The following is an 18,755-nucleotide window of genomic DNA, read 5'->3' on the forward strand; positions in this document are numbered from 1 at the left end:
GCTAGCGCACTCCTTCGCGACGCCGCGCCGCACCCGCCCCCTGGTGCGGGCTTGTTAAGCTGCGCGCAGTTCTTTATCGACACGACGCCATGAGCCAACAAGCCGATCTCGCCGAAACCTTCCTGCGTGAGCTCCAGGACCGCATCTGCCTCGCGGTGGAGCGATTGGATGGGCAGGCCACATTCGTGGAAGATGCCTGGACTCGCGAAGCCGGTGGTGGTGGGCGTACCCGGGTGCTGCGCGACGGCTCGCTGTTCGAACAGGCGGGCGTCAATTTCTCGCGCGTCCATGGCAACAAGCTGCCACCCAGTGCTACGGCCCATCGCCCGGACCTGGCTGGCGGCAGCTTTGTGGCGACCGGCGTGTCGCTGGTCCTGCACCCGCGTAATCCCTACGTGCCGACCACGCACGCCAATGTGCGCTATTTCGAGGCGAGCAAGCCAGGCGTCGAGCCGGTATGGTGGTTCGGCGGCGGCTTCGACCTGACGCCCTTCTATCCCTTCGATGAGGACGTGCGCCATTGGCATGGCGTGGCGCGCGACCTGTGCGCGCCGTATGGCGAGAATGTATATGGGCAATACAAGCGCTGGTGCGACGAGTATTTCTTCCTCAAGCATCGCAACGAGACTCGCGGCGTGGGCGGATTGTTCTACGACGACCTCAACGAAGGCGGCTTCGAGCGCTGCTTCGATTTCACCCGCGACGTCGGCCAGGGGTTTCTCGATGCCTACCTGCCCATCGCCCAGCGTCGCCGCGATACGCCCTATGGCGAGCGCGAACGCGAATTTCAGCTTTATCGCCGGGGCCGCTACGTGGAGTTCAACCTCGTCTACGACCGTGGCACCCTGTTTGGCCTGCAATCGGGCGGCCGCACGGAATCGATCCTGATGAGTCTGCCTCCCCGCGTGCGTTACGAGTATGCCTACCAGCCGCAAGCAGGCAGCCCGGAAGCCCGATTGGCGGAATATCTGCAGCCGCGCGAGTGGATCTGATTCACTGAGGCCGCCGCCCAAGGCGGCTGTAAGGACGCTCGATACGCTCGCTGTCAATGGTCAACAGGAATAGCCTGAGTGATGAGGCTTTCCTGTTGACAGGACGCGAAGCGGCCGGTTTTACCCTTCACAGCCCGCATCAGCGGGCGACTTTTCCAGTCACGGTCTCTCCCCGCTGAACTTCTTCGCCGTCGCGCCTTTTACTTCGCCGATCTGGGCCGAGTCGCTGACATAAAGCTCGACGTCGCGGCGGAATTCCAGGGTGCCCTGGACCACGGCGTGCGGGCCGATCACGATGTGGGGCAGGCGATGGCTGGAGGTATGCCAGCCGCCGGGCTTGTCGACCAGAATGCCGCCTTCCACGCGCGAGTCCGCGCCTACGGTGATGTCGCCATTGACAGTCTGGATGCCGCCGGCGACATGCGATTTGTCCAGTGAGATCGAGCCGTTGACGTTCGTTGCGCCGCCCAGCACTTCGGCGCCGCGGCCCAGGTTGATGCTGCCATTCGTCGCCTCCACGCCCTTGCTGACATGCGCCTGGGCGCCGAGCGTGATACTGCCATTGACGGTTTCCACCTTGGTGGCCGTGGCGCGGTCATCCAGTTCGATTTCGCCATTGACGGTGCTGGCTTTTTCCACCGTCGCGCCAGAGGCGATACTCACGCCACCATTGACGGTGCTGACGTTGCCGGCATGCTGGCCCGAGGCGACGTCGACCGATCCATTGATCTTGTCGATGTTATCGCTCGCATGGGCCGTGGCAACCAGGGACAAGGAAAGAGCGAGGGCAAGCAGGGTACGGCGCATGATGGGACTCCAGGAGCGGGATGTGATCGTAGGATGCCGCGCCGGGCGCACGGGTTTAGCATGACTAATGGGGGAGAAGCCCCTTGGGAGAAATCCTGTCCCGTTTTACTCTTCATCCTTTCCGGGCGCTCTTGCCACCCGTCTCTCCCCACGGAACCGCTCATGCATAGACTCGTACTCATCCGCCACGGCCAATCTCAGTGGAACCTGGACAACCGCTTCAGCGGCTGGGCAGACGTGGACCTCACGGCCCAGGGCGTCGCCGAAGCCCAGGAGGCAGGCAAGCTGCTCAAGGAGGCCGGTTTTGGTTTCGATGTGGCGCATACCTCGGTACTCAAGCGCGCGGTGCGTACGCTGTGGCACGTGCAGGATGCGATGGATCTGATGTGGATTCCGGTGGTGACCGACTGGCGCCTCAACGAGCGCCACTATGGCGGCCTGACGGGGCTCAACAAGGCCGAGACCGCCGAGAAGTACGGCGAGGACCAGGTCAAGATCTGGCGTCGCAGCTATGACATTCCGCCGCCGCCGCTTGATCGCGACAAGAACGAATCCGTACACGATCCGCGTTATGCCGCGCTCGATGCCAAGGACATACCTGATACCGAGTGTCTCAAGGATACCGTGGCCCGTGTTCTGCCGTACTGGCACGACGTGCTGGCACCGGCCATCCGTGCCGGCCGGCGCGTGGTCGTGGCCGCGCATGGCAATTCGCTGCGAGCGTTGGTGAAGTACCTGGACAACATCTCCGACGATGACATCGTCGAGCTAAACATCCCCAATGGGGTGCCGCTGGTGTATGAGTTCGATGCTGAGCTCAAGCCGATTCGGCACTACTACCTGGGGGACGCCGCCGTGATCGAGGCCAAGATGGCTGCCGTGGCCAATCAGGGCAAGGCCAAGGCCTGAGTCAAAGGCTATGTCGCTGCTGACAGTTGTCACGGCCATGGCCGTCGCAGCGTCAGTGGCGCGGCCCGGAAGTTCGCTCTACGCTTATCGGCATTCCCTGGTGAGTGAATGCCGATGACTCCGCAAATGGTGGCCCCCATGATCATGGGGCCGTTGATAGCGTTTATGGTGTGGCGTCGTGTGCGCCGCACCTTCGGGCCGCAGCCCGTGCAACGTCGGCGCATGATGTTCCGTATCGCGGTGCTGCTCATCCTGGGCGGGCTTATTTCGCTAAGCGGCCTGCGTGATATCCGGCTGCTGGAGGGCATGCTTGGCGGCGTACTGGCCGGCGCCGCCCTGGGTGTAGTTGGTCTGCGCCTGACGCGCTTTGAGCGCAATGCCGCCGGTGAAGACGTCTACATTCCCAATCCCTGGATCGGTGGTCTGCTGACCGCCTTGCTGGTCGGCCGCCTGATCTGGCGGTTTGCCACGGTAGGCATGGTGGCGGGCGCGGCCACACCACCCCATGCGCCCCCCTTGGGCAACAGCCCGCTCACCCTGCTGGTCTTTGGCCTGACGGTGGGCTACTACGTGGCCTATTTTATCGGCTTGCTGATACACCATCGCCGGTTCGAGCAGACCAGGCCCATGCCGCCACCGCTGAAGTCTTGAGGCGGGTGCCTAGAGCGCGTCGTTGTCCAACTCGCCCGTGCGGATGCGGATCAACTGTTCGAGCGGGCTGACGAAGATCTTGCCGTCGCCGATCTTGCCGGTGCGCGCGGCGTTCTGGATCGCCTCGACCACCCGATCGACCTGGTCGTCGGCCACGGCGACCTCGAGCTTGATCTTGGGCAGGAAGTCGACCACGTATTCGGCGCCACGATAGAGCTCGGTATGGCCTTTCTGGCGGCCGAAGCCCTTGACCTCGGTCACGGTGATGCCTTGCACGCCAACCTCGGCCAGGGCCTCGCGCACATCATCCAGCTTGAACGGCTTGATCACCGCCACCACGAGCTTCATAAATCCGCTTCCTGTCGTCTAAGGGAAAGCATTTTGCCTGTCTTGAGGCCACCTGTCGCCAGCCCGCGCCTCTTGTAGGAAAATTCCTACATTCACTAGTGGAGCACGCTGATGGCGTTGGAATTCTGTAGTCATTTAAGCTTTTATTCGACAAGTTCGAGGCGCCTCCCATGATGGACAGGCAGGATATCGACCAACTTGCCCTGCGACTTGTTTCGTTGGTTCCGCCAGGACTGGCAGAGGCGCATAAGGATTTGCGCGCCAATTTTAGCGATGTCCTGGCACAAGGATTGCGCCGCCTCGATCTAGTCACCCGCGAGGAGTTCGACGTTCAAAGCCAAGTGCTGGCTCGCACACGAGCCAAGGTGGAAGAACTGGAACGCCGCGTGGCAGCTTTAGAGGCTAACGCTCAGGGGTAAGCCGGTTGGGTGGCTTATCAGGCGGTAGCCCACTTTCCGGGAGCCGCCCCCGATCGTCACCCTCACCCCGAGAATGGTCGGGGGCGGCTGTTTTACGGTTGCGTAGGAGCCACAGGGATGTCGCACAGTCGCAACCATCTCATCTTCGTCTATCGATCCCCGCTGATTTCGGCTGCGGAGGTTCGTGCTGCCCCATGAGCTTAGCCGTCACATTGAGTCGCGCCCAGGAAGGGGTCGCCGCGCCGCAGGTGATGGTCGAGGTGCATCTGTCGGGTGGCCTGCCGGGAACGCATATCGTCGGACTCCCCGAAGCGGCCGTGCGCGAAGCACGTGATCGCGTGCGCGTGGCAATCCAGAGCGCGGCATTCGAATACCCCAACCGTCGCGTCACGGTAAACCTGGCACCCGCTGAACTCCCCAAGGATGGCGGGCGCTTCGACCTGGCCATCGCCCTGGGCATTCTTGCCGCAGGCGGCCAGGTGCCGCGCGAGAAGCTCGACGACTGTGAATTCCTCGGCGAACTGGCCTTGTCCGGTGCGCTCCGTGGCGTGTCCGGCGTGCTGCCTGCGCTGATGCGGGCAAGGGCACGCGGGCGCCGGGTCGTGGTGCCGCGTGCCAATGCGTCCGAGGCGGCGTTGATCTCCGAGGTCGACGTGCGCGTGGCCGACTCGCTCTCGGACGTTTGCGGCTGGCTGCATGGCTCGAAGGATCTGCCAGCACCGTCCAGCGCGATGCAGCAGGACACGGACATCCTGGGGCCCGACCTGTCCGACGTGCGTGGGCAGCTTCAGGCCAGGCGAGCGCTGGAGATCGCGGCCACGGGCGGCCACCACCTGCTCCTGCTCGGGCCGCCCGGTACGGGCAAGACCATGCTGGCCGAGCGATTGCCAAGCATTCTGCCGCCCCTGACCGAATCCGAAGCACTGGAGACCTGCGCGATCCTTTCCGTGGCAGGTCAGGTCGTAGATCCGCAACTATGGCGGCGCCGGCCATTCCGGTCGCCGCACCATACCGCGTCGGCCGTGGCCCTGGTCGGCGGGGGTTCTGATCCGCGCCCCGGTGAAATTTCCCTGGCCCACAATGGTGTGCTGTTTCTCGACGAATTGCCCGAATTCAGTCGCCATGTGCTGGACGTCCTGCGCGAACCCCTGGAATCGGGGCAAATCGTGATTTCGCGCGCCGCGCGCCAATCCACGTTTCCCGCGCAGTTTCAACTGGTGGCCGCGATGAATCCTTGCCCGTGCGGATATGCCGGTGATCCGCGTGAGCGTTGTCGCTGCACGCCTGACCAGATCCAGCGCTATCGAAACCGCGTATCGGGCCCGCTGCTTGATCGCATCGACCTGGCCGTGGAAGTACCGCGCGTGCCGGTCTCGGAAATCGGCGCGCCGCGCAGCCGCCAGGACGAGGACTCGGCCACGGTCAGGGCGCGCGTGTTGCGCGCCAGGCATCAGGCCCTCATGCGCTCGGGTCGTCCGAATGCGGAAATCAGTACGCGCGAACTCGAACGCGATTGCGCTTTGGGGCCGGCCGAGCGGCGTTGGTTCGATGCTGCCTTGGAGCGCCTGGGGCTGTCCGCGCGGGCGTATCACCGCACCTTGCGAGTAGCGCGCACCATCGCCGATCTCGATGGTGGTGCCGCTGCGCTGGATCGCGGGCACCTGGCCGAAGCGCTGCAGTATCGGCGGCTCTGACACCCGGCGCACATTCCGGGTTCAGCTTGAGCCTCGGCTGGCTCCGGCAAGATCAACCATCGGCGGTGTGCCGAACATGCGCTTGTATTCCCGGCTGAACTGCGAAGTGCTGGCATAGCCCACTGCATAGGCCGCGCCGGACACGTTCGCGCTGCCGGCGGCCAACAACTTACGGGCCTCCAGCAGGCGTACATGGCGTTGGAACGCAATCGGACTGTAGCCTGTGACCGCCTTGAAATGGCGATGAAATGACGTAAGGCTCATGCCGACGGAGGCAGCCAGTTCGGATACGACAAAGGGCTTTTCCTGATTGGCGCTACTTCGCAAGGCCACCGGCGCGCGTATTGTGATGATAAGCAGTGGGCTGGGGTCCATCGCACTGACCGGCGACATGAAAGCCCCGATCTGGGGCCTGCACGCGACCGGTTATTTCGCGTCCAAGACTGCCCTGAACATGTTCACCGTCAAGCTAGCCAAGGAGCTATTGAACGAAGGCATCAAGGTCAACGCGGCGTGCCCGGGCTCGGTGGTCACTGACATGGGCGGCCCAATGGCGCCGCGCACCGTCGAGCAGGGCGCGGTGATCGCCATTCGCCTCGCCTCGCCACGCTGGGTTGGATGGGACCAACAGGCGGGTTTTTCCATGATGGAGAGGGTCCAGGCTTGGCTCCTTACGGGTGGTAAGACAACCCGTGAACAGGAGTCATTCCAGACTTGGCATCACGTCGTTCAACGCGGCGCCCTGGCCGATGTGAATGCGAGCGTGTCGTCGAATGACACCTGCGCGGCCTTGTCGCTCGTGGGCACTCAGCGAGGCATTGAGTCGCAAGATCAAACCGCCCCAGGTCCATCGAGCCAGTTCATTCAATTCGCCCAGGTCGGCCAGCACCTGGGCGCCGATCGGGTTCGGTCACCGCTTGCGGAAAGACAGTCGATCCAGTGTCTCGAAAAGATGCCGCGGATAATTCTTCAGGTGTCCGGCGCATGCATCGATCGCGTCGGTTACGCTATGGAGGTACCGTTTCTGGGGACAGGCTTGAGTGGATGGATGGCTTGGCGGCAACGGTGATGAAGCCCGTGTCGTCCAGTGAAAACATATCGATACGAGGGGAGCGCCAGGGATGATGACGATATGAGTGGCGTCGCCAGCAACGACGGGTGGCGCCCGCTTCGGCGATGGGAAAAGGCGGTATTCACGATTCTGGGTGGAGCGCTGCTGGCCTGGGCGGGTTGGCATGGGATACAGACTGCGCGATTCCTGGCGCGCAGCATCCATGTGACCGGTACGATCGTTGCCAACAGTGGGCACCCACGCATCCACTTCAAGGCTACGGACGGTCGCGATATCGAGTTTGTGCAGAACGGCGGCGCCTGGGGTGATGCCGGCGACGCCATGACCGTGGTCTACGACGCCAGCAACCCGAAGGGTTCCGCGCATGCCGATACCTTCCTTGCCTTGTGGGGACAAGTCATTTTCTGCCTTCCCATGGCACTGGGCCTGTTAGCCGCGGCGTTCCTGGGTGGCCAGATAAGGTACAGGGCGATCAGATAGGTAAAGTCGCTTGCCGTGAGGTCGCCACTCGCGGCGTCGCGGTTTCAGGGCATTGCCCCATCGAGAGCCCGGGCGTCCTGGCGCCGGTCCGTCCGCAAGCTGTTCGCTGCGCTGCTTGAGTACCCAGGGGCTGGCGATTCATCACGATTCATCACGCGACGGACCCGATGCCACGACCGAGATGCGCCTATGAGCAATTAATGTACTTCTGAGTATTGACTTGGATCGTGGCAGAGGTATTATTTGCACCGGCGAGTTCTTTAATGAGCTCCTGCCCCCGCCACCCCGGTATCGGTCCCCCCCTCCCCCCGCCCGATACCGGGGCTTGGCCTTCTCTTTCGTATCCCTTCGATAGACTGTTTGCACTCAGGCGCTTCATGCTTCGCGCCTACGCTTTCTTGGCGTAGTTGCTGACACCATGGGTTTGAACCAGGCTCAGCGGTACAAGGGCTGGTATGTAAGGGACCCCACATGACACTTGAACTCGGGCTGGCGCTGGCCGGCATGCTCACCATCGGCTTTTTTGCGCAATGGCTGGCTTGGCGCGTCAAATTGCCGGCCATTCTCTTCCTGCTGCTGGCAGGTATCGTGCTGGGGCCGTTAACGGGGGTGCTGAAGCCTGACGCGCTACTTGGGGAATTGCTGTTTCCAGTGGTGTCCCTTTCGGTGGCACTGATCCTGTTCGAGGGCAGTCTGAGCCTGCGCTTCCATGAACTGCCGGATATCGGCCATGTCGTGCGTGGTCTGGTGAGCTATGGCGCCATCGTCGCGTTGCTGCTGCTGGCAGTGGTAGCGCACTACGTGGCCGGCTTGAGCTGGGAGATCTCGCTGCTGTTTGGTGCATTGACCTGCGTGACTGGCCCAACCGTGATCGCGCCGATGTTGCGCACGGTGCGCCCGAATGCGCGTATCGCCAACGTGTTGCGTTGGGAAGGCATCGTGATCGATCCGCTCGGCGCGCTGTTCGCCGTGCTCGCGTATGAGGCCATCGTCTCGCATCGCCAGGGGCATACGATCGGCGTGTTCCTGTGGACCGTGGTCTGCGGCGCGGGCGTCGGTGCCTTGGCCGCCTGGGGCCTGGGCAACCTGTTGCGTCGCCAGTTGATCCCGGAGTATCTGCAAGCGTATGGCGCGATGGTGGCGGTGCTGCTGGCTTTCAGTCTCTCCAACGCGGTGGCGCATGAGTCGGGTCTGCTGGCGGTGACGATCATGGGCATCGCGTTGGGCAACATGCGCCACGTGCATATCGATCACATCCTGGATTTCAAGGAAAACCTCACCACCGTGCTGGTGTCGAGCCTGTTCATCCTGCTGGCCGCACGCCTGCAATGGCCGTCATTCGGCATGCTTTGGGCTGGCTTTGTGGTGTTCCTGGCCGCGCAGTTGATCGTGCGGCCGATCACGGTGCTGGTGTCCAGCCTGGGGAGCAACCTGACCTGGCGCGAACGTGCATTGATCGCCTGGATCGCGCCGCGAGGCATCGTCGCAGCCTCCGTGTCCTCTCTGTTTGCGCTGCGCTTGAGCAGTATCGAGCATATGGCCGGTGCCGAGGCACTGGTCCCTTTGGTGTTCATCCTGATCATCGGCACGGTCGTGTTGCAAAGCGCTACGTCGCGTCCGCTTGGACTGTGGTTGAAAGTGGCCGAGCCTGAGCCGCGTGGCGTGCTGATCTTCGGTTCCGATCGGGTGGCGCGTGTCGTGGCCAAGGTATTGGCCGATGCGGGCTTTCGCGTGGTGCTTGCCGACGATCAATGGGACAACATGCGCGCCGCGCGCATGGAAGGGTTGACGACCTTCTTCGGCAACCCTGCCTCGCACTATGCCGAGCGCAACCTGGACCTCTCCGGTATTGGGCATCTGCTGGCCATGTCTACGCATGGCGAACGCAATTCGCTGGCCTGCGTGCACTATCGCCAGGAGTTCGGGCACAGCAAGGTGTATCTGCTGCGCAATCTCAACCGCGAGGAATCGACTGCGCGAGGTGCGATTGCCGAAGCCGGGGTCGCCACGGCACTGGTTTCCGATGACATGACGCACAGCCGCCTGATGGCGCTGCTCGATGAGGGCTGGCGCACCAAGTCCACCAAGATCACGGCCACGTTTGGCTGGACGCAGTTTGTGGCGCAGTACGGCCAGTCATCGATGCCGCTGTTCGGCGTGGACGAAAAAGGCGACCTGCGTATCGCCTCCTCGTCGCGACCGGTCGAGCCCAAGGCCGGTTGGACGGTCATTGCACTCATACCCCCCGAGCAGACCCGACAAGCTGAGCCGGCGACCAGCCACCCGGAGTGATTCGGGCGGCGGGTCGCGACCGTCATCGTCAAGCTGCCGAAGCGCGGCGCTGGGACTGGAACTGCGCTTCTTCAGTCGATCCCTTCAGGGCGGTGGTAGACGACTGGCCCTGCTGGATCGCCTGAGTCACCGCATCGAAGTAACCAGTACCGACTTCACGCTGGTGCTTGACCGCCGTGAAGCCCCGTTCGGCCGCAGCGAATTCCTTTTCCTGCAACTCGACGAAGGCACTCATCTGGCGGCGCGCATAGCCATGGGCCAGATCGAACATGCCGTAGTTGAGACTGTGGAAGCCGGCCAGGGTGATGAACTGGAACTTGTAACCCATCGCACCCAGTTCCTTCTGGAAGCTGGCAATCGTGGCATCGTCGAGATTCTTCTTCCAGTTGAAGCTCGGCGAGCAGTTGTAAGCGAGCATCTTGCCCGGATACTTGGCATGGATCGCCTCGGCGAAGCGGCGTGCATCGTCCAGATTTGGCTTGCTGGTCTCGCACCAGATCAGGTCGGCATAGGGTGCATAGGCAAGGCCGCGGCTGATCGCCTGGTCCAGGCCCGCCTTGACGCGGAAGAAACCCTCGACGGTACGTTCGCCAGTCAGGAATGGCTTGTCGTTGTCGTCGATATCCGAAGTCAGCAGGTCTGCGGCGTCGGCATCGGTGCGCGCGATGATCAAGGTTGGCACGCCGCAGACGTCGGCAGCCAGGCGCGCGGCATTGAGTTTGTCCACCGCTTCGCGCGTCGGTACCAGCACCTTGCCACCCATGTGACCGCACTTCTTCACCGAGGCCAGCTGATCCTCGAAATGCACGGCGGCGGCACCAGCCTCGATCATCGCTTTCATCAACTCGAAGGCATTGAGTACGCCACCGAAACCGGCTTCTGCGTCGGCCACGATCGGCACCAGCCAGTCGATCTCGTCATGACCTTCGGCGTGATGCAACTGATCGGCGCGTAGCAGCGTATTGTTGATGCGCTTGACCACCATGGGTACCGAATTGGCTGGATAAAGCGATTGGTCCGGATACATCTCGCCAGCAACGTTGGCATCGGCAGCCACCTGCCAGCCGCTGAGGTAGATCGCCTGCAAGCCGGCCTTGACCTGCTGCATCGCCTGGTTACCGGTCAACGCGCCCAGGGCATTGACGAACGGCTCGTTGTGCAGTGACTTCCACAGTCGCTCGGCACCGCGTCGTGCCAGCGAATGCTCCACGACGACCGTGCCGCGCAGGCGGGCGACTTCCTCGGCACCGTATTGGCGTTCGATGCCCGCCCAGCGGGCGTTGTTCTTCCATTCGAGCGAGATCTGGTCGGCAGTCGGCAGTTGCGTCTTCATGAGCGTGATCCTCGGATTGATGCAAGGCTTTGGGAGGCCGCGCGACGTGGCGTCGCGCGTGCGGTCGTTCAGGCGTCGAGTTCGTCGTAGGCAGGCAGTGTGAGAAAGTCGCCCAATACCGGCGAGCGCGTCATACGGCTGAGCAGTCGTGCGGCATCATCAGCGCGTCGCGCGCCGGGCAGGTCGCTTTGCGCCAGCTTGTGCGTGTGCGCAGCCAGCGCCTGTTCGAACAACGCGATATCGATCGGCGCGTGATCGGTAAACGTGACGCCGCCATGGTGCAGCCACTGCCATAGTTGCGAGCGTGCAATCTCCGCGGTGGCAGCGTCCTCCATCAGGTGATGAATCGGCACGCAGCCAAGGCCTTCCAGCCACGCCGCGGTATAGCGCAGGCTCACCTCGACATTGTTGTCGAAGCCGGCACGGCTGATCGATCCGGCGCAGGGCGCGATCAATTGGTCGCGCGTCACCGCGACGTCGGCGCGTTCCACATTCAGCTGGTTGGGCGAGGGCATGTATTTATCGAAAATAGCCTGCGCTACCGGCACAAGCGCCGGATGCGCCACCCAGGTGCCATCATGACCGGCCTGCACCTCGCGCAGCTTGTCGGCACGCACCTTCTCCATGGCCGCATCATTGGCCGCGTCGTCGCCCTTGATCGGAATCTGTGCGGCCATGCCGCCCATCGCGAATGCACCGCGACGATGGCAGGTCTGAATCAGCAATTCCGAATAGGCTTTCAGGAACGGCACGGTCATCTGCACCTGCCCGCGCTCGGGCAGCAGGCGATCGCCGTGCGCACGAAAGGTTTTCAGGTAGGAGAAGATGTAATCCCAGCGACCGCAGTTCAGGCCCACGGCGCGCTCGCGCAACGCATGCAGGATTTCATGCATCTGAAACACCGCCGGCAGCGTCTCGATCAGCACGGTGGCCTTCATCGTGTTGGCTGGCAGTTCCAGCTCCTGCTCAGCCAGCGTCATCACGTCGTTCCACAGAGCGGCCTCTTCCATCGCCTCAAGCTTGGGTAGGTAGAAGTACGGGCCGCGATCGCGCTGGGCCAGTGCGCGGGCGTTATGGAAAGCAAACAGACCGAAGTCGGCCAGGGCGCCCGACATCGGCACGCCATCGACGATTAGATGGCGCTCGGGCAGGTGCCAGCCGCGCGGCCGCACCACCAAGACGGCTGGGTTATCGGATAGCCGATAAGCCTTGCCTTCCGGCGAGGTGAAATCGATCGTGCCGGCGACCGCGTCACGCAAGTTGATCTGGCCGTCGAGCTGGTTGGCCAGGCTCGGCGAGGAGGAATCCTCGAAGTCCGCCATGAATACCTTCGCGCCAGAATTGAGCGCGTTGATGATCATCTTGCGCTCGACCGGGCCGGTGATTTCCACGCGTCGATCGCACAGCGCGGCGGGAATCGGTGCCACACGCCAGTTTGATTGGCGGATGGTACGGGTATCGTCGCGGAAATCGGGCAGGGCGCCTGCGTCGTAGCCGGCCTGTCGCTCACGGCGCTGGCTGAGCAGGTATTGGCGGCGGGCTTCGAAGCGGCGATGCAATTGGCCGAGGAAGGCCAGCGCGGCTGGCGTCAATATTGCGCCATGTTCCGGGCGGGTCTGGCCTACCACTTGGGCGGCCTCGATCACCACGCGTTCCTTCGGTACAGCCATGATCGTCTCCTGGGCTTGGGTTGGACGCCAAGCTAGGTCAATCCATCAGGCTTTGACAAAGCAAATGTTTTAATTTTTGATATTGAGAAATTCAATGTAACTTTTAAATCATTGATGTGGAAGCCCGAAAATGGCCAGGAAAAAGCTGAATAAAGCGGCGAAAGCGATTCGGACCGGGCGGAAAAGCGCGTCAAGGGCCAGTGACGATGCCGCGCGCTACTACTACAAGGGCAACCGGCAGAAGCAGATGCGAGCATTCGTGTACACGGTCAAGCTCGGTACGCTGACCCGGGCGGCCGAAGCGCTGTACCTGTCTCAGCCCACCGTGAGCCTGCAGCTCCAGGCCTTGGAGCGCGAACTCGGCATCCGGTTGCTGGAGCGCAGCCGACGCCGCATCAACCTAACCGATGCCGGCGAAGCCCTTTACGAAATCGCCCGTCCACTGGTGGAGGGCTGGGAAAATCTTGACCGGGATTTCCAGGCGAAGATCAAGGGGTTGGAAGCCGGGCGCCTGACCATCGCTGCCGGTACTTCCACCATCCAGTACCTGCTGCCCGAAATGGTGCGGCGCTATCGCGAGCGCTTTCCGGCGGTACAACTGCAACTGGCCAATGTCACCGGCAAGGATGGCATGGCCTTGTTGCGCGCCGACGAGGCGGATTTCGCAGTCGGTTCCATGCTCGATGTACCCAACGACATCGCCTGGGCGCCGGTCTACCATTACGATCCGATGCTGATCACTCCACTGGACCATCCGCTGGCCTCGAAAGCCCGCGTGAGCGTGGAAGATCTCTCGCCCTATGGATTGATTCTGCCTCCACAGCGCTTGTCCACCTATCGTCTGGTCGACCTGGTATTCCAACAGCGTCAGGTGCCCTACCAGGTGGCGATCGAAGTCGGTGGCTGGGAAGTCATCAAGGAGTATGTGGCGATGGGCCTGGGCATTTCCATCGTCACCGGCATTTGCATCACCGAAGCTGACCGTGCCCGCCTGGCCGTGCGCAATATGCGCGAATACTTTCCGCAGCGCAGTTATGGTGTGGTCATGCGCAAGGGCAAATACCTCAGCGGCGAAGCACGCGCATTCATCGACCTGATCCGCCCCGGCCTGCTGACCCATCGCGACTACGATGAATCAGGGCATTCGGAGCGTTGACTTGTTGAGGCCTGCGATGAGTTGAATCGTGCGGTCGGAGAGGGTGGCGGGGGCGCAAGTTCGTCAGGTAGATTCATGCCCGAGACCTGCGATGCTCGCATCGTAAGCTGGCGGTCTGCCTCATACTGCAACGTGGCACTTCCGCTACCGACCTCACATCTCCGGGCCGCTCATGGCTGCACCCTTACATCGTGGCGCGATCAATCTGCCAATGCCGCATTCCGATACTTGCCCTGATACGGCGCGAACAGCTTCAGGATCGCTGCCATGTCGGCATCCGGGTTGTCCGTGGTGCGAAACATCTTGCCTAGCGTGAACGTCTTGCTCGGGTAGTCGATGAACAAGGGCAGGATCGGCACATTGGCCGTATGGGCGATACGCAGAAAGCCGCTCTTCCAGCGCTTCACACGCTTGCGCGTGCCCTCGGGCGTGATGCCCAGCCACATCTTTTCGCAGTGAGCGAAGCGCTCGACCATCTGTCCGACGACGTCAGTCGCCTCGCCGCGATTGATCGGGATCGCGCCAATCGGGCGCAGGATGATCCCCAGCGGACCCTCCAGCACTTCGCGCTTGATCATGATGCCGATGTTCACCCCTACGGCGGTCTTCATGACCACGCCCCAGAAGCCATCCCAGTAGGACGAATGCGGGGCGCCGATGACCACCATCTTCGGCTCGTTCGGCAACTCGCCCAGCAGGCGCCAACCGCGCAGGCGCATGACCAGACGCATCACCTTGGGCCAGAAGCGGCTGTTGATCGGGGGCGCCGCGGGCGGCAGCACGGGTAGGTTGAGGTCCTTCATTCTTTGCTCCAGTCGCGCGAGCGCGTCTGTTTGATCTTGCCACGCATTTGCTTGCCTGCCAGCCGCCGCTCCTTGGCGGCGCGACTGGGCTTGGTGGCGACGCGTTTCTTGGGCGCAACCAGCACACCACGAATCACCTCGGCCAGCCGCTCGCGTGCATCGTCGCGGTTGCGGCCCTGGTCGCGAAAGCGTCGCGCCTGGATCACCAGAATGCCTTCGCCGGTCATGCGACGGTCGCTTCGCGCAAGCAGGCGCTGGCGTATCTCGTCGGGCAACGACGGAGACGACTGTACGTCAAAGCGCAGCTCCACCGCGCTTTCGGTGCGATTGACGTGCTGACCGCCGGGTCCGTCCGCGCGCAGGAAGCGCTCGACCAGCTCGGACTCGGGCAGCGTAATGGAGCGGCTGATGGTAAGCATGGCCAGCAGTTTAGCCCAACTGCGGAACGGACCATCCAAAACGCTCAAGGACACTGGCGAAGGCCGGGTCCAGTGGCGCCTCGATGCATAATGGCTCGTCACTTACCGGATGGCGAAGTTGCAGACGCAAGGCGTGCAGCAGCATGCGATGGCAATGGAAATATTGCTTGTACAAGCGATTATGGTCACTACGACCGTGCTGGCAGTCGCCAATGACCGGATGATGGATGTGTGCCAGGTGTTTGCGGATCTGCCGAAAACGCCCGGTTTCAGGCTCTGCCAGCACCAGCGCATAACGCTGCTGCTCATAGCGCCCCAGCGCGATCGGCTGCTCGGTGGTGTCCAGCCGCCGGTAGCTCGTGCGTGCGTCCCGCCGTGGGCCGGTTTGGCGCGAACCGGGCAGCGGATAATCGATGAGCCCCTCCCCTGGCTCCGGCCATCCGCGCACGACGGTCAGATACTGCTTGTGCACGTCGCGTCCCATGAACTGCTCGCCGATCGCGGCTGCCACCTCGCTGCTGCGCGCAATCAGCAGCACGCCACTGGTGGCGCGATCCAGGCGATGGGCCAGGTACACGGTGCCCCCGACCTGCTCACGCAATACATCGACCAGGAACTCGTCGGCGTTGCCCACCATCTTTGAACGATGCACGGCCATGCCCGCCGGCTTGTTGACGGCGATGATGAAGTCGTCCTGGTAGAGAAGGGAGAGCATGGTGGAGTTAAGAGCGAGGAGTGAGTAAGAGCGAGGAGTGAGTGGAGAGGAGTTGGCAGTGAGTAAGAGCGAGGTGTGAATGGAGAGGAGCGAGTGGGCGGGCTCGTCTCTCACGACTCGCCACGGCTCTTACGCGCTCTCTAACTCCTCACTCCTCGCTCTCCACTCACTGCTTGGCTTTAGAGGGCCATCCGGTGATGAACGCCGCTACACCTGCTACCGCCGTCATGATCGCCGGCCAGATCCCAAAGGCGCCGACGGCCAGGGCGAGCATGGCCGCGACCAGCAGCAGGCTGCCGCCGAGCAGGCCGCAGATCAGCGTGCGATGTTGCTGGTGTGCAGCGCGTTGCTGCTGTATCAGCAGCAACGGGTCGGTCTTCTGTTGCATCTCACCGCGGGCCACCTGGCGCAATGCATCACGGATCAACTCCGGGAATTGCGGCGCGGCATGGAGCCATTCCGGCAGGCGTTTGCGCATGTCGCGCAGGGTGCGCACGGGACTGTAGCGCTTGCGCAGGATACGCTTGAGTACCGGGTGTGCCACGGCCCAGATGTCGATATCCGGGTCGAGCGTACGGCCGACGCCCTCGATGTTCAGCAAGGTCTTCTGCAACAGGATCAACTGTGGCTGCAGCGTGAGCTCGAAGCGACGAGCGGTCTGGAACAGCTTGACCACCAGTTCGGCCAGCGATATCTGCGACAGCGGCCGGGTGAAATATGGCTCGCATACCGTGCGCACCGCCGCTTCCAGTTCATCCAGGCGCACCGTCGAGGGCATCCAGCCAGCATCCACGTGCAGTTTGGCAATGCGCGCGTAATCGCGTTCGAACAGCGCAATGAAGTTCTGCGCAAGCCAGTACTGATCCGCTTCGGGCAGCGAGCCCATGATGCCGAAATCCAGCGCGATGAAGCGTGGCTCCTCCACCCGTTGCGGATCGACCCAGATGTTGCCTGGGTGCGCATCCGCGTGGAAGAAATTGTCGCGGAACACCTGTTCGTAGAACACGCGCACGCCCTTGGCTGCCAGCGCCTTGCGATCGATGCCCGCGGCCTCGATGGCGGCCACATCATCGGCACTGACCCCATAGACGCGTTCGAGCGTGAGCACGCCGGCCGTGGTCAGGTCCCAGTGCACCTCGGGGACATACAGGTCGCGGCCGTCCTGGAAATTGCGTCGCAGCAGGCTGGCGCTGGCGCCCTCGCGCTGAAGATCCAACTCATTTTCGAGCATCTTCTCCACTTCGGCGACCACGTCCAGTGGACGGATCTTGTCGGCGTTCGGATGCCAGCGCTGCGCCAGTTCGCCGAGCGAGCGTAGTAGACCGATGTCGCGCGCGATCTTCTTGTCGATGCCCGGACGCAGCACCTTGACCACCACTGCGCGGCCATCGAGCAGGGTCGCGGCGTGTACCTGGGCGATCGATGCCGATGCCAGCGCGGTCTCGTCGAAACTGCTGTAGCGCTCGGTGACGGGCGCGCGCAATTCGCGCTCCACGATCGCACGCGCCTGACTACCGGGAAATGGCGGCACCTGATCCTGCAGCAAGGCCAGTTCGTCGGCGATATCGCCGGGCACCAGATCGCGGCGCGTGGAGAGGACCTGACCGGCCTTGACGAAGATCGGCCCGAGCTCGGTCATGGCCAGGCGCAGACGCTCGCCGCGCGCGAGCTTGTCGATGTTGGCGCGACGGCGCGTGACCAGCGGGCGAACCCATTTCAGCGGACGAAACAGATGCGCGGCGTCGACCAGTTCGTCCAGCCGATAGGCCAGCAGGATGGAGGCAACCCGCAGCAGCCCCGGTACGACTTTGAATGAGGTCACGCGCGCGTTCCCTTGAGTTTCTGTTCCAGCCGCGCCAGCCGCGCTTCCAGTCGCTCGCTACGTTCGCGCAGCAAGTCCACCTCGTCGAGGAAGCCCTCGGTTTCGCCAGGTGCGGCGGCCACGCGAATTTCATCGCGCAGCCAGTCTGCGGTGTCTTCTGTGGCATGCCTGGCCGAGGTGCGCGCATGGGCCAGGCCCTTGCGTATCGCCCTGGCCAGCGGAACGCCAAACACGTCGCCGAATGTGCGTGCGAACGCTTCTTCGAAATCCGGAGCGAACTGACTGGCAAGTTTTTCCAGACGGCGCGCGAGATCGGCGTCACCGGCGATCTCCACCTTGCCCGGTGCCACGCCATCATCGTGGCGACGCAGGGCCATGGCCAGCAGGCTGGCCGGCGTGGCCGCCACGCGAAGGTGGCTGTCTTCGCGGCCTGGGCCCACCGTCAGTCGTCCGTTCTGCACTGTCACGGCCATATGCAGTTCGGGGCCGCGAAGGTGTACCTGCACGCTGCGCCCTTCCAGCGCTTGCACACGTTGCAGGCTGTCCGGATCAAGCGAAAGCGTGTGGTTGAGCGCTGTCTCCAGCGCGCGACCGGCAAGTACGCGCAAAGGACGCGGTAGCAAGGGACGGGAAGAGGTCTGGGTCATCCCACCATTGTAGCGGCGGGGAGCGTGATGGCGACGAGGCGCGACAGCCGGCCTCAGGCTGCCCCGGGAAAGCCGAGCTGGCGCCACGCTTCGTAGACGGCCACCGCCACGCTGTTGGACAGGTTCAGGCTGCGACTGTGCGGCAGCATCGGCAGGCGCAGCCGGTGTTCGGGCGCGATGGCGGCGAACACGTCCTCGGGCAGGCCTGCCGTTTCGCAACCGAACAGGAAGGCGTCGCCGTCGGCGTACTGCACATCGACGTGAGCAATCTGGCTGCGCGTGGAGAAGGCGAATACCCGCGGCGAGCCAATAGCCTTCAGACAGCTGTTCAGGTCATCGTGGACGGCCAGGCTGGCGTATTCGTGATAGTCCAGGCCAGCGCGCTTGAGGCGGGCATCATCCAGTTCGAAGCCCAGCGGCCGGATCAGGTGCAGCGCGGCGCCGGTATTGGCGCACAGCCGGATCACATTGCCGGTATTGGGAGGAATCTCGGGACGGAAAAGGATGACATGCAGCATGGCCCCAT

General features: G+C 63.0%; 20 protein-coding genes. 9 read left to right on the forward strand and 11 right to left on the reverse strand.

What is annotated here, in order from left to right; genetic code table 11:
* The first annotated feature begins 89 nt into the window (after window positions 1-89).
* Window positions 90-992 carry an oxygen-dependent coproporphyrinogen oxidase gene (gene hemF / locus VF436_RS19170; RefSeq protein ID WP_330905650.1) on the forward strand — a complete coding sequence of 301 codons (903 nt, stop codon included), beginning with the start codon at window positions 90-92 and terminating at the stop codon, window positions 990-992.
* A gap of 159 nt (window positions 993-1,151) precedes the next feature.
* Here the strand turns inward: hemF and VF436_RS19175 are convergent, their stop codons facing one another.
* On the reverse strand, window positions 1,152-1,799 hold the full coding sequence (locus tag VF436_RS19175; protein WP_330905651.1) for a hypothetical protein: 648 nt from the start codon (window positions 1,797-1,799) through the stop codon (window positions 1,152-1,154).
* A 162-nt stretch (window positions 1,800-1,961) separates the two neighbouring features.
* Here VF436_RS19175 and gpmA point away from each other — a divergent pair, with 162 nt between their 5' ends.
* Together gpmA and VF436_RS19185 are read left to right on the forward strand one after the other, a co-directional pair.
* Window positions 1,962-2,708, forward strand: coding sequence for a 2,3-diphosphoglycerate-dependent phosphoglycerate mutase (gene gpmA, locus VF436_RS19180; RefSeq protein WP_330905652.1), 747 nt, complete (start codon window positions 1,962-1,964; stop codon window positions 2,706-2,708).
* Window positions 2,709-2,822: 114 nt separating this feature from the next.
* On the forward strand, window positions 2,823-3,359 hold the full coding sequence (locus VF436_RS19185) for a DUF1453 domain-containing protein (RefSeq protein ID WP_330905653.1): 537 nt from the start codon (window positions 2,823-2,825) through the stop codon (window positions 3,357-3,359).
* Window positions 3,360-3,368: 9 nt separating this feature from the next.
* Here VF436_RS19185 and glnK read toward each other — a convergent pair whose 3' ends face one another.
* On the reverse strand, window positions 3,369-3,707 hold the full coding sequence (gene glnK, locus VF436_RS19190; protein WP_330905654.1) for a P-II family nitrogen regulator: 339 nt from the start codon (window positions 3,705-3,707) through the stop codon (window positions 3,369-3,371).
* A 170-nt stretch (window positions 3,708-3,877) separates the two neighbouring features.
* On the opposite strand from glnK, the gene VF436_RS19195 reads away from it, so the two are divergent.
* Both VF436_RS19195 and VF436_RS19200 read left to right on the forward strand, forming a co-directional pair.
* The gene (locus tag VF436_RS19195) at window positions 3,878-4,126 is read left to right on the forward strand and encodes an accessory factor UbiK family protein (RefSeq protein ID WP_330905655.1); all 249 of its coding nucleotides are present in this window, start codon (window positions 3,878-3,880) and stop codon (window positions 4,124-4,126) included.
* 194 nt (window positions 4,127-4,320) lie between these two features.
* Window positions 4,321-5,820: a YifB family Mg chelatase-like AAA ATPase gene (locus VF436_RS19200; protein WP_330905656.1), complete on the forward strand. Its 1,500-nt coding sequence runs from the start codon at window positions 4,321-4,323 to the stop codon at window positions 5,818-5,820.
* 21 nt (window positions 5,821-5,841) lie between these two features.
* Here the strand turns inward: VF436_RS19200 and VF436_RS19205 are convergent, their stop codons facing one another.
* Complete coding sequence (locus VF436_RS19205; RefSeq protein ID WP_330905657.1) at window positions 5,842-6,213, reverse strand: AraC family transcriptional regulator; 372 nt, start codon at window positions 6,211-6,213, stop codon at window positions 5,842-5,844.
* Here VF436_RS19205 and VF436_RS19210 point away from each other — a divergent pair.
* The 3 genes from VF436_RS19210 to VF436_RS19220 all read left to right on the forward strand — a co-directional run bounded on the left by VF436_RS19210 (window position 6,212) and on the right by VF436_RS19220 (window position 9,664).
* Window positions 6,212-6,889 (forward strand): SDR family NAD(P)-dependent oxidoreductase, encoded by a 678-nt coding sequence (locus VF436_RS19210; protein ID WP_330905658.1) that lies wholly within the window; start codon window positions 6,212-6,214, stop codon window positions 6,887-6,889. The genes VF436_RS19205 and VF436_RS19210 overlap by 2 nt on opposite strands.
* Window positions 6,890-6,952: 63 nt before the next feature.
* Window positions 6,953-7,372 (forward strand): DUF3592 domain-containing protein, encoded by a 420-nt coding sequence (locus tag VF436_RS19215; RefSeq protein ID WP_330905659.1) that lies wholly within the window; start codon window positions 6,953-6,955, stop codon window positions 7,370-7,372.
* A gap of 471 nt (window positions 7,373-7,843) precedes the next feature.
* Window positions 7,844-9,664 (forward strand): cation:proton antiporter, encoded by a 1,821-nt coding sequence (locus VF436_RS19220; RefSeq protein ID WP_330905660.1) that lies wholly within the window; start codon window positions 7,844-7,846, stop codon window positions 9,662-9,664.
* Between the two features lie 28 nt (window positions 9,665-9,692).
* On the opposite strand, the gene aceA is transcribed toward VF436_RS19220, so the two are convergent.
* Both aceA and aceB read right to left on the reverse strand, forming a co-directional pair.
* Window positions 9,693-10,997, reverse strand: a complete 1,305-nt coding sequence (gene aceA / locus VF436_RS19225) for an isocitrate lyase (RefSeq protein ID WP_330905661.1) — start codon at window positions 10,995-10,997, stop codon at window positions 9,693-9,695.
* Window positions 10,998-11,065: 68 nt separating this feature from the next.
* On the reverse strand, window positions 11,066-12,667 hold the full coding sequence (gene aceB, locus VF436_RS19230) for a malate synthase A (protein ID WP_330905662.1): 1,602 nt from the start codon (window positions 12,665-12,667) through the stop codon (window positions 11,066-11,068).
* 130 nt (window positions 12,668-12,797) lie between these two features.
* Here aceB and VF436_RS19235 point away from each other — a divergent pair, with 130 nt between their 5' ends.
* The gene (locus VF436_RS19235) at window positions 12,798-13,823 is read left to right on the forward strand and encodes a LysR family transcriptional regulator (RefSeq protein ID WP_414649882.1); all 1,026 of its coding nucleotides are present in this window, start codon (window positions 12,798-12,800) and stop codon (window positions 13,821-13,823) included.
* A gap of 200 nt (window positions 13,824-14,023) precedes the next feature.
* Here VF436_RS19235 and VF436_RS19240 read toward each other — a convergent pair whose 3' ends face one another.
* The 6 genes from VF436_RS19240 to trmL all read right to left on the reverse strand — a co-directional run bounded on the left by VF436_RS19240 (window position 14,024) and on the right by trmL (window position 18,747).
* The gene (locus VF436_RS19240; protein WP_330905663.1) at window positions 14,024-14,626 is read right to left on the reverse strand and encodes a 1-acyl-sn-glycerol-3-phosphate acyltransferase; all 603 of its coding nucleotides are present in this window, start codon (window positions 14,624-14,626) and stop codon (window positions 14,024-14,026) included.
* Window positions 14,623-15,045, reverse strand: coding sequence for an alternative ribosome rescue aminoacyl-tRNA hydrolase ArfB (arfB, locus tag VF436_RS19245; RefSeq protein WP_330905664.1), 423 nt, complete (start codon window positions 15,043-15,045; stop codon window positions 14,623-14,625). The genes VF436_RS19240 and arfB overlap by 4 nt, the downstream gene beginning before the upstream one ends.
* A gap of 10 nt (window positions 15,046-15,055) precedes the next feature.
* Window positions 15,056-15,760, reverse strand: coding sequence for a pseudouridine synthase (locus tag VF436_RS19250; protein WP_330905665.1), 705 nt, complete (start codon window positions 15,758-15,760; stop codon window positions 15,056-15,058).
* A 166-nt stretch (window positions 15,761-15,926) separates the two neighbouring features.
* A complete protein-coding gene (gene ubiB, locus VF436_RS19255; RefSeq protein ID WP_330905666.1) occupies window positions 15,927-17,582 on the reverse strand; it encodes a ubiquinone biosynthesis regulatory protein kinase UbiB in 1,656 nt (551 codons plus the stop codon).
* On the reverse strand, window positions 17,579-18,229 hold the full coding sequence (locus VF436_RS19260; protein ID WP_330905667.1) for a ubiquinone biosynthesis accessory factor UbiJ: 651 nt from the start codon (window positions 18,227-18,229) through the stop codon (window positions 17,579-17,581). Before VF436_RS19260 ends, ubiB begins: the two co-directional genes overlap by 4 nt.
* Before the next feature lie 53 nt (window positions 18,230-18,282).
* Entirely contained in the window at window positions 18,283-18,747 is a 465-nt protein-coding gene (gene trmL, locus VF436_RS19265; protein ID WP_330905668.1) for a tRNA (uridine(34)/cytosine(34)/5-carboxymethylaminomethyluridine(34)-2'-O)-methyltransferase TrmL, read from the reverse strand.
* Window positions 18,748-18,755 lie beyond the last annotated feature (8 nt).

The organism is Dyella sp. (assembly GCF_036384435.1).
Taxonomy (GTDB): Bacteria; Pseudomonadota; Gammaproteobacteria; order Xanthomonadales; family Rhodanobacteraceae; genus GSA-30.

What these genes read in the sequence shown, in the direction of transcription:
- hemF (WP_330905650.1), top strand. Translation starts at nt 90, where the DNA reads ATGAGCCAACAAGCCGATCTCGCCGAAACCTTCCTGCGTGAGCTCCAG.
- VF436_RS19175 (WP_330905651.1), bottom strand. Translation starts at nt 1,799, where the DNA reads ATGCGCCGTACCCTGCTTGCCCTCGCTCTTTCCTTGTCCCTGGTTGCC.
- gpmA (WP_330905652.1), top strand. Translation starts at nt 1,962, where the DNA reads ATGCATAGACTCGTACTCATCCGCCACGGCCAATCTCAGTGGAACCTG.
- VF436_RS19185 (WP_330905653.1), top strand. Translation starts at nt 2,823, where the DNA reads ATGACTCCGCAAATGGTGGCCCCCATGATCATGGGGCCGTTGATAGCG.
- glnK (WP_330905654.1), bottom strand. Translation starts at nt 3,707, where the DNA reads ATGAAGCTCGTGGTGGCGGTGATCAAGCCGTTCAAGCTGGATGATGTG.
- VF436_RS19195 (WP_330905655.1), top strand. Translation starts at nt 3,878, where the DNA reads ATGATGGACAGGCAGGATATCGACCAACTTGCCCTGCGACTTGTTTCG.
- VF436_RS19200 (WP_330905656.1), top strand. Translation starts at nt 4,321, where the DNA reads ATGAGCTTAGCCGTCACATTGAGTCGCGCCCAGGAAGGGGTCGCCGCG.
- VF436_RS19210 (WP_330905658.1), top strand. Translation starts at nt 6,212, where the DNA reads ATGAAAGCCCCGATCTGGGGCCTGCACGCGACCGGTTATTTCGCGTCC.
- VF436_RS19205 (WP_330905657.1), bottom strand. Translation starts at nt 6,213, where the DNA reads ATGTCGCCGGTCAGTGCGATGGACCCCAGCCCACTGCTTATCATCACA.
- VF436_RS19215 (WP_330905659.1), top strand. Translation starts at nt 6,953, where the DNA reads ATGAGTGGCGTCGCCAGCAACGACGGGTGGCGCCCGCTTCGGCGATGG.
- VF436_RS19220 (WP_330905660.1), top strand. Translation starts at nt 7,844, where the DNA reads ATGACACTTGAACTCGGGCTGGCGCTGGCCGGCATGCTCACCATCGGC.
- aceA (WP_330905661.1), bottom strand. Translation starts at nt 10,997, where the DNA reads ATGAAGACGCAACTGCCGACTGCCGACCAGATCTCGCTCGAATGGAAG.
- aceB (WP_330905662.1), bottom strand. Translation starts at nt 12,667, where the DNA reads ATGGCTGTACCGAAGGAACGCGTGGTGATCGAGGCCGCCCAAGTGGTA.
- VF436_RS19235 (WP_414649882.1), top strand. Translation starts at nt 12,798, where the DNA reads ATGGCCAGGAAAAAGCTGAATAAAGCGGCGAAAGCGATTCGGACCGGG.
- VF436_RS19240 (WP_330905663.1), bottom strand. Translation starts at nt 14,626, where the DNA reads ATGAAGGACCTCAACCTACCCGTGCTGCCGCCCGCGGCGCCCCCGATC.
- arfB (WP_330905664.1), bottom strand. Translation starts at nt 15,045, where the DNA reads ATGCTTACCATCAGCCGCTCCATTACGCTGCCCGAGTCCGAGCTGGTC.
- VF436_RS19250 (WP_330905665.1), bottom strand. Translation starts at nt 15,760, where the DNA reads ATGCTCTCCCTTCTCTACCAGGACGACTTCATCATCGCCGTCAACAAG.
- VF436_RS19260 (WP_330905667.1), bottom strand. Translation starts at nt 18,229, where the DNA reads ATGACCCAGACCTCTTCCCGTCCCTTGCTACCGCGTCCTTTGCGCGTA.
- trmL (WP_330905668.1), bottom strand. Translation starts at nt 18,747, where the DNA reads ATGCTGCATGTCATCCTTTTCCGTCCCGAGATTCCTCCCAATACCGGC.